The sequence below is a fragment of the Polaribacter sp. genome, assembly GCF_965656025.1.
GTDB lineage: Bacteria > Bacteroidota > Bacteroidia > Flavobacteriales > Flavobacteriaceae > Polaribacter.
Map to the genome: position 1 here is coordinate 13,868 of NZ_CBFHJT010000038.1, position 7,874 is coordinate 21,741.

Consider the following 7,874-nt stretch of genomic DNA (forward strand, 5'->3'; position numbering starts at 1 on the left):
TTCATTTCTAAGGTTAAAATATCTATAAACGCACTTTCTCTTTCGATTTTTTCGTTAATAGCTCTTACATCTATATCCATTCTATGTTATATTAGGTTTTATTTTTTAAGTGAAACAAAGCTACAATTTTAACAAAATTATTTTGTTAAAACAAGGTTAAAGATTAGTGTATTAGAAGTCTATTAAAGAGGATTTGTCTTTAAATTCTGTTAATTTAAATTCTGTATCAGAAAAAACACCAAAAGTAAAGTATTGTATCCAATCTCCAAGGTTGATGTACGAACTGTTTTCTTGCAATTTTATTTCTAATGGTAGGTGTCTGTGGCCAAAAATAAAATAGTCATAATGCGTTGCTGTTAGCTTTTTTTTGCAATATTGCACCAACCACTCATTTTCTTCGCCTAAAAACTTGGCATCTTCATCACCAGAAATTAGTTTGTTTTTTACGGACATGTACTGCCCAAGTTTTATACCTAAATCTGGATGTAGCCATCGAAACATCCACTTAAAAAGCGGAAAAGTAAACACTTTTTTCATGCGTTTATAGCCTTTATCTCCAGGCCCTAAGCCATCTCCATGACCAATTAAAAACTTTTTATTGTTGATGAGAAATTCTTGTGGAGCATGATATACAGGAATGTTTAGCTCTTTTTCAAAATAATCGTTCATCCATAAATCATGGTTTCCTACAAAGAAATAAATTGGGATACCACTGTCTTTAATTTCTGCTAATTTGCCTAAAACTCTTACAAATCCTTTAGGAACTACTGTTTTGTATTCGAACCAAAAATCGAATAAATCGCCTAATAAAAAAATAGCTTCTGCATCTTGTTTTACAGTGTCTAACCAGGTTACAAACTTTTTTTCTCTAGGAAAACTAGCTTTTGCTGTTGGCGCACCTAAATGTTGGTCTGATGCAAAGTAGACTTTTTTATTCTTAGAAGTAGTTATCGAAATCATTTCTACAAAGAAAAGCTATTCCTGTTTAGTTTCCAACTCTAAAACTTTTTGTAGCATTTTATCTTCTTGATGAATAATTCTGTAGAAACCAACATCGCCAAAAAGAACATTGGCAATAGAGGCTTTTAAATACCTTTTGATGCTTTGTTTTGCTCTAAAAGAGGGATTTATTTTGTCTTTTATATCAGTTAAATAGCTGTCAAATATTTTTTCGTCTTTATCAAAATCCTCTATGTAAGAATCAATTGTCCATTTTTCTAATTTTTTACGATTGTTATCTACATAATCAAACGCAAAATTATTGATGGTATTAAAATAGAAATTAGACATGTAAGAAGTGGTGTCTATCGCTACAAAAACATCTGGTATAATACCACCACCACCATAAACTACTTTGCCTTTTGGAGTTTTAAATTGTAAAGAATCCACTACTTTTATGCTGTCTTTACTCAACAATTCTCCACTATTTATTCTTTTTTGATAGTCCCTGTAATAATTTTTATTTCCATTACCATTGTAAGGTTTTTGTATAGAGCGTCCTGTTGGTGTGTAATACCTTGCAGTTGTTAAACGAACTGCAGAACCATCCCCCAAATCCATTTCTATTTGTACCAAACCTTTACCAAAGGAACGTCTACCAATAATGGTACCTTTGTCATTATCTTGTAAGGCGCCTGCCACAATTTCTGACGCTGATGCAGAGTTTTCATCAATTAAAACATACAAACCACCTTTTTCGAAATCTCCTTTAGAGGTGGCAAAAGATTCATCTATATCGCCTTTATTGTCTTTTGTAAATACAATTAATTTATCGTCTTCTAAAAACTCATCAACAATACTGTTTGCAATGTCTATAAATCCACCACCATTTCCACGAAGGTCTAACACTAAATCTGTCATACCATCATCTATCAAATTATTTAAAGCGCTTTTAAATTCTCTATAGGTATTTCTTGCAAAACGATCTAGTTTGATGTAGCCAATAGAATCGTTAATCATGTAAGCTAAATCTACACTTTTAATATTTACGCTACCTCTAGTAATATCGATGTTGAAAAGTGAGTCTGTACTTTTTCTATAGACTTGTAAATTTACATCGGTATTTGGTTTGCCTTTTAAATATCTAGGTACAGCACCACTTAGCATGTCTTTACCAAATAGTGTGTCTTTATTAGCCATTAAGATTCTGTCTCCAGCTTTAATACCAGCTTTGATACTTGGTCCACCTTTTATAGGTTGTATTACAGTTATAGTGTCTGAAATGATACGAAATTGTACACCAATACCTACAAATTTACCTTGCATACTTTCTTGTACTGCTTGTAAATTTTCTTTAGGAATATAGACAGAATGTGGGTCTAATTTGCCCAACATTTGTGTAATTGCACCATCTAAAAGAGAGTCTGTACTTACTTTGTCTACGTAATCTCTTTCTATAAAATTTATCAATCTTTTTATTTTGCGTTCTTGTGTTGTGGTTTTGGATAAAGACAACATATTACCAGAGTTTCCACCAATAGAAACGCCTATTAAAAGTCCAAAAATTACAGCAATTGATAAATATAGAGGTAGGTGTTTTTTATTCATATGGTAAATTCATTAATTCTACGCCTGCTTTTTCTAAAAATTCTAAACCAGAACTGTCTTTGTATGCGTTGGCATAAACCACCCTTTTAATACCTGCTTGGTGTATTAGTTTACTGCATTGTGTACAAGGAGAAAGTGTGATGTATAAAGTAGCATTTTTAGCAGATTGTGTAGAGGCTGCCACTTTTAAAATAGCATTGGCTTCTGCATGTAACACTTCCCACTTTGTGGCACCATTTTCGTCTTCGCAACAATTATCAAAACCTGTGGGAGTTCCATTAAAACCATCAGAAATAATCATTCTGTCTTTAACAATTAAAGCACCTACTTGTTTGCGTTTGCAATGAGAAAGTTTGCCCCACTCTAAAGCCATTCTTAAGTAAGCTTTGTCATATTTTAATTGTTTTTTCTCTGTCATTACTACGAAAGTAAAAAGATTAATAAAAATGTAACGTTAATAAATTACCAAAAAACACGATCTAACATCATTTGTATGGCAAAACCAATAACAATTGATGAGCAGACTAAAATCCAATCTCTTTTTGTAACTCTAAAAAAGTTTTGTAGCAATGTACCTACTATTAAAATACCCAAAACTATTATTATTTGTGCAGCTTCTATACCAAGTGCAAATTCTAACAAAGGCATTAATTTGTCTTCTTCTTTTCCAATCATCATTTTAAAGTAATTAGAAAAGCCCAAACCATGTATTAATCCAAAAAATAAGGCAAAAACTAAATTGGTATTTTCTTTACCAGTTGAGGATTTTTTGGCTGTAAATACATTGATAACACCTGTTATAAAAATAGTAACAGGAATTAGAAATTCTATCAATTTCATGTTGACATTTAAAATGCCATAAGCCGATAATGCTAGCGTTATAGAATGCCCAACTGTAAATAAAGTAACCAACCATAACACTTTTTTAAATTGATTGAAGCTAAACACCACAGCTAACACAATTAAAAATAAAATATGGTCATAGGCAGAAAGGTCTAAAACATGATTTAAACCCATCTTAAAGTATAAAATAAAATCGCTCATTATAATTTGTTTTTAGAGGAATTTCAAAGATATTAAAAAGATAAAAGAATGGATAGCTTTTATTTGATGTATCATTAAATTTAAGTCTATTTTTTAGGATTTTTATTTTTTTAAATTTACAGAACGTAGAATCAAGTGTAAAAAACAAAAAAATGAAGAATAAAGCAAAAAAAAGAAAACAAAAATTGTGGATATGGATGGTATTGAAATTGTTAAGTCTGATATGTTTATCAATGTAAAAGTTGAAAAAAAAGGTTCTAGTAATAAAAAAATAGATTTTGACGTTTTGTAATTATTCTATTTCTAAATCATATAAATAAACTTTAAAACTAAGTTTTTTACAGTATTTCATCAAATTATACAAACGCTATTGTTTCTTGTAGCAAAAAGAGGTATTCAGTATTTTATTCTCAGTTTATTACTTATTATTATTGCTTTTATGTGCTATTTGTAATATTGTTTTTATTAATTTTACTTTTCATTATTATAAATTAACCAACAAAAAAATGAACAAAACAATTGTTTTAACTGGAGCAGGAGGTGTACTTTGTAGTACATTGGCAAAAGCACTAGCCAAAGAAGGAAATAAAATAGCAGTATTAGATTTACGTGAAGAAGCTGCAGATAAAGTTGCCCAAGAAATTAATAATGAAGGTGGAAAAGCAATTGGTGTTGCAGCCAATGTTTTAGAAAAAGATTCTTTAAAAAAAGCCAAACAAGAAGTTAATAATGCTTTTGGTAAAATAGATATTTTGATAAATGGAGCAGGAGGCAATCATCCTCTAGGAACCACTTCTAATCCTTTTTTAGAAACAGAAGATTTGTTAAATAAAACAGAAGGTTTTAAAACTTTTTTTGATTTAGATCCAAAAGGAATCGAATTTACATTCAACTTAAATTTTTTAGGAACGTTGATTCCAACACAGGTTTTTGGAGAAGATATGGTGGGTAGAGAAGGTTGTTCTGTGCTTAATATTTCTTCTATGAATGCCTTTACACCTTTAACAAAAATACCAGCTTATAGTGGTGCAAAAGCGGCCGTTTCTAATTTTACACAATGGTTGGCAGTACATTTTTCTAAAGTTGGTATTCGAGTAAACGCATTGGCTCCAGGTTTTTTCTTAACCGATCAAAACAGAACTTTATTAACCCATGAAGATGGTAGTTTAACACAAAGAGGACAACAAATTATAGACCAAACACCAATGGGTCGTTATGGAGAACCAGAAGATTTAATTGGTACAACTTTATGGTTATGTGGAGAAGGTTCTAAATTTGTAACAGGAGTTGTAGTTCCCATAGATGGTGGTTTTGCAGCATATAGTGGAGTTTAAAAAAATAAAAATGAGAAATAATTTAGAACAAACTTGGCGTTGGTATGGACCCAATGATCCAGTTTCCTTATCAGATATCAAACAATCAGGAGCAACAGGAATTGTTTCTGCATTGCATCATATTCCAAATGGAGAAGTTTGGACTGTTGAAGAAATTCAAAAAAGAAAAGATATTATTGAAAATGTTGGCCTAACTTGGTCTGTGGTAGAATCTGTACCTGTTCATGAAAATATTAAAACCAAGTCTGGTGAATATCAAAAATACATTGAAAATTACAAACAAACACTTTTAAATTTAGGTAAATGTGGTATTGATATTGTTTGTTATAACTTTATGCCGGTTTTAGATTGGACACGTACCAATTTAGATTACGAAGTTTCAGATGAATCTACAGCATTACGTTTTGAAGCTGCTGCTTTTGCTGCTTTTGAATTGTATTTGTTAAAAAGACCAGGTGCTGAAAATGAGTATTCTGATGAGCAAAAGCAAAAAGCTACTGATTTTATCAAAAATGCATCAAAAGAAGAACAAACCAAATTAATCAAAAATATTATTGCTGGTTTACCAGGGGCTGAAGAAGGATATAGTTTAGAAGAATTCAATCAAATTTTAGCAACTTATAAAAATATAGGTCCTAAAGAATTGAAAGCAAATTTATTCTCGTTTTTATCAGCAATTATTCCAACAGCAGAACAAGCAGGTGTATTAATGTGCATTCATCCAGATGATCCACCGTTTTCAATTTTAGGTTTACCAAGAGTGGTGTCTACAGAACAAGATATAGAAGATATTTACAATGCAGTACAATCTCTAAACAATGGATTAACATTTTGTACAGGTTCTTTTGGAGTTCGAGATGATAATGATTTAACAGGTATGGTAGAACGTTTAGGGGATCGAATTCATTTTATTCATTTACGTGCAACAAAACGTGATGCAGAAGGAAATTTTCACGAAGCAGATCATTTAGATGGTGATGTAGACATGTATGCAGTGATGAAAGCTTTAGTTTTAGAGCAACAGAAAAGAATTGCAGCAGGAAGACAAGATTTAAAAATGCCTTTTAGGCCAGATCATGGTCATAAAATGTTAGACGATTTAAAAAAGAAAACCAATCCTGGGTATTCAGGTATAGGGCGTTTACGTGGTTTAGCAGAATTGAGAGGTTTAGAACTTGGTATTAGACGTTCTTTATAAGAAAATAAAAAAGCTCTTCGAAAGAAGAGCTTTTTTTGTAATAAGAATTACATTGTTAGTTTATAAAACTATCTATAATTTGTAACGTAGCCAAACCATCTTTAACGGTGCAAGGATTATTTTCTTTGTCTAAAAAATAATTTACTGTTGATGTTATTAAAGGTTGTTGAACGTGTTTAGGTGTTTTAAAAGAAAATTCTTGATAACCCCCATTAGTTTCTAGAGTGATTTTCTCACCATAAAAAGAAAATTTTATTGTCCCCATATCACCATAAATTATGCATTCGTCTTTTTGTGCTTTTGATGAAACTGTAAAATTCCAGATTCCTTGGAATTGAATTCCGTTTTTAAACTCAATACTTCCGTTAATTACATCATCAACTTTATTGTTTTTTGTTGAAGTAGTAAAACCTTTAGATTCTTTAAAATCTCCAAAATACAATCGCATTAAATCTAATTGATGAGGTGCAATATCGTTAAAATAACCGCCACCAGAAATTTCTGGATTTACTCTCCAGTTATCTTCTGTATCTGCAATAATATCGTTGTTTTCTGGTTGTAAGATTTCAATTTTAGCGTGAGAAATATTTCCAATTATTTTAGAATCTATTAAATCCTTCACTTTTTTAAAAGCCTCTAACTCTCTTCTGTAATGAGCAACAACAATTTTATGACTTGGTTTTATAAAATTTCGTAATTCAATAGCTTCTGCTAAATCTAATGTCATCGGCTTCTCCAAATAAACGAATTTACCAGCATTTAAAGCTTGTTTTGCAATTGCTAAATGAGAAGATGGAGGTGTAGCAATATAAACAGCGTTAATTTCTTTATTTGCCAAAAGGTCTTCAACATTATCATACCAAAGAGGTACATTATGTCTTTTTGCAAAGTCTTTTACTTTTTCGGTACTTCTTCTCATTACAGCAAGCAGTTCAGAATTTGCTACTTTGTAAAAAGCAGGCCCACTTTTTACTTCAGCTACATCACCACATCCAATAATTCCCCATTTAACAGTATTCATTTCATCCAAAATTAAAATATTTTTTATAGTGTTAAAACAATTATTGTTCTCTAAACTATCTACAAGATCATCTGTAGTATATAAAGATTCTACATTTATTGTTTGTAACAAATCATTGGCTTTATTTTTATCTTTTCTTCACCTTAAGAAAGGTTTTTTTTATTTGAAGAAGTTCTTATAATTAACGTTGCCTCTAATATTTGTTTTTTTAAAGATTGTGTAATTGTATTCTTTTTTGCGTAGTTTAAAAAAGTTTCAGCAGCCATTTTACCTATATCTGCACTATGTTGATGCACACTGGTAATACTTGGTGTTACCATCTCTGTAAATGGCTCGTTACCAAAACCTACCAATGCAATTTCATTGGGTATATTTATATTATTTTCATTTAAAACTTGCAAAGCACCTAAAGCAGCATAATCGCCAGCTACATAAACAGCATCTGGTCTATTTTTTAAACTTAATAGTTGTTGCATTTTTTTTCTACCATCTTCTTTAGATAAGTTACTTTCTAGTAAAAGTTCATCATCTAGGGGTAAATTATATTTTTTTAAGGCATCTACATATCCTCTAATTCTGTTATTAAAAATTCTTGTATGTTTAAAACCTCCAATATGTGCAATTCTTTTGCAACCTTCATTAACAAGATGTTTTACAATGGTTTGACTACTATTATAATCATCAATTCCAATATAATCAACGTTTAAATCGTTTTCCCCTCTATCAAATA

At 30.7% G+C, this 7,874-nt stretch carries 8 protein-coding genes; 2 read left to right on the plus strand and 6 right to left on the minus strand.

Translation table 11 applies throughout. The annotated features are described in order from the left end of the window. Positions 1–171 precede the first annotated feature (171 nt). Genes ACTG3S_RS08700 through ACTG3S_RS08715 form a run of 4 tightly spaced genes read right to left on the minus strand, consistent with a single transcriptional unit; the run spans position 172 to position 3,591 of the window. Positions 172–960 (minus strand): UDP-2,3-diacylglucosamine diphosphatase, encoded by a 789-nt coding sequence (locus tag ACTG3S_RS08700; RefSeq protein ID WP_439128966.1) that lies wholly within the window; start codon positions 958–960, stop codon positions 172–174. Positions 961–975: 15 nt separating this feature from the next. Beyond that, entirely contained in the window at positions 976–2,547 is a 1,572-nt protein-coding gene (locus ACTG3S_RS08705; RefSeq protein WP_439128967.1) for a S41 family peptidase, read from the minus strand. Beyond that, on the minus strand, positions 2,540–2,965 hold the full coding sequence (locus ACTG3S_RS08710; RefSeq protein WP_439128968.1) for a deoxycytidylate deaminase: 426 nt from the start codon (positions 2,963–2,965) through the stop codon (positions 2,540–2,542). The genes ACTG3S_RS08705 and ACTG3S_RS08710 overlap by 8 nt, the downstream gene beginning before the upstream one ends. 44 nt (positions 2,966–3,009) lie before the next feature. Beyond that, on the minus strand, positions 3,010–3,591 hold the full coding sequence (locus ACTG3S_RS08715) for a HupE/UreJ family protein (RefSeq protein ID WP_439128969.1): 582 nt from the start codon (positions 3,589–3,591) through the stop codon (positions 3,010–3,012). A gap of 506 nt (positions 3,592–4,097) precedes the next feature. On the opposite strand from ACTG3S_RS08715, the gene ACTG3S_RS08720 reads away from it, so the two are divergent. Both ACTG3S_RS08720 and uxuA read left to right on the plus strand, forming a co-directional pair. Further along, positions 4,098–4,925, plus strand: a complete 828-nt coding sequence (locus tag ACTG3S_RS08720; RefSeq protein WP_439128970.1) for an SDR family oxidoreductase — start codon at positions 4,098–4,100, stop codon at positions 4,923–4,925. Positions 4,926–4,935: 10 nt separating this feature from the next. Next, the gene (gene uxuA / locus ACTG3S_RS08725; protein ID WP_439128971.1) at positions 4,936–6,123 is read left to right on the plus strand and encodes a mannonate dehydratase; all 1,188 of its coding nucleotides are present in this window, start codon (positions 4,936–4,938) and stop codon (positions 6,121–6,123) included. Positions 6,124–6,178: 55 nt separating this feature from the next. Here the strand turns inward: uxuA and ACTG3S_RS08730 are convergent, their stop codons facing one another. Together ACTG3S_RS08730 and ACTG3S_RS08735 are read right to left on the minus strand one after the other, a co-directional pair. Next, positions 6,179–7,255 (minus strand): Gfo/Idh/MocA family protein, encoded by a 1,077-nt coding sequence (locus ACTG3S_RS08730; RefSeq protein ID WP_439128972.1) that lies wholly within the window; start codon positions 7,253–7,255, stop codon positions 6,179–6,181. Between the two features lie 32 nt (positions 7,256–7,287). After that, positions 7,288–7,874, minus strand: a 587-nt coding sequence (locus ACTG3S_RS08735; RefSeq protein ID WP_439128973.1) for a substrate-binding domain-containing protein, incomplete at its 5' end; no start/stop codon positions are given.

Coding starts and splice junctions, on each gene's coding strand:
- ACTG3S_RS08720 (WP_439128970.1), top strand. CDS start 4,098: ATGAACAAAACAATTGTTTTAACTGGAGCAGGAGGTGTACTTTGTAGT.
- ACTG3S_RS08715 (WP_439128969.1), bottom strand. CDS start 3,591: ATGAGCGATTTTATTTTATACTTTAAGATGGGTTTAAATCATGTTTTA.
- ACTG3S_RS08700 (WP_439128966.1), bottom strand. CDS start 960: ATGATTTCGATAACTACTTCTAAGAATAAAAAAGTCTACTTTGCATCA.
- ACTG3S_RS08710 (WP_439128968.1), bottom strand. CDS start 2,965: ATGACAGAGAAAAAACAATTAAAATATGACAAAGCTTACTTAAGAATG.
- ACTG3S_RS08705 (WP_439128967.1), bottom strand. CDS start 2,547: ATGAATAAAAAACACCTACCTCTATATTTATCAATTGCTGTAATTTTT.
- uxuA (WP_439128971.1), top strand. CDS start 4,936: ATGAGAAATAATTTAGAACAAACTTGGCGTTGGTATGGACCCAATGAT.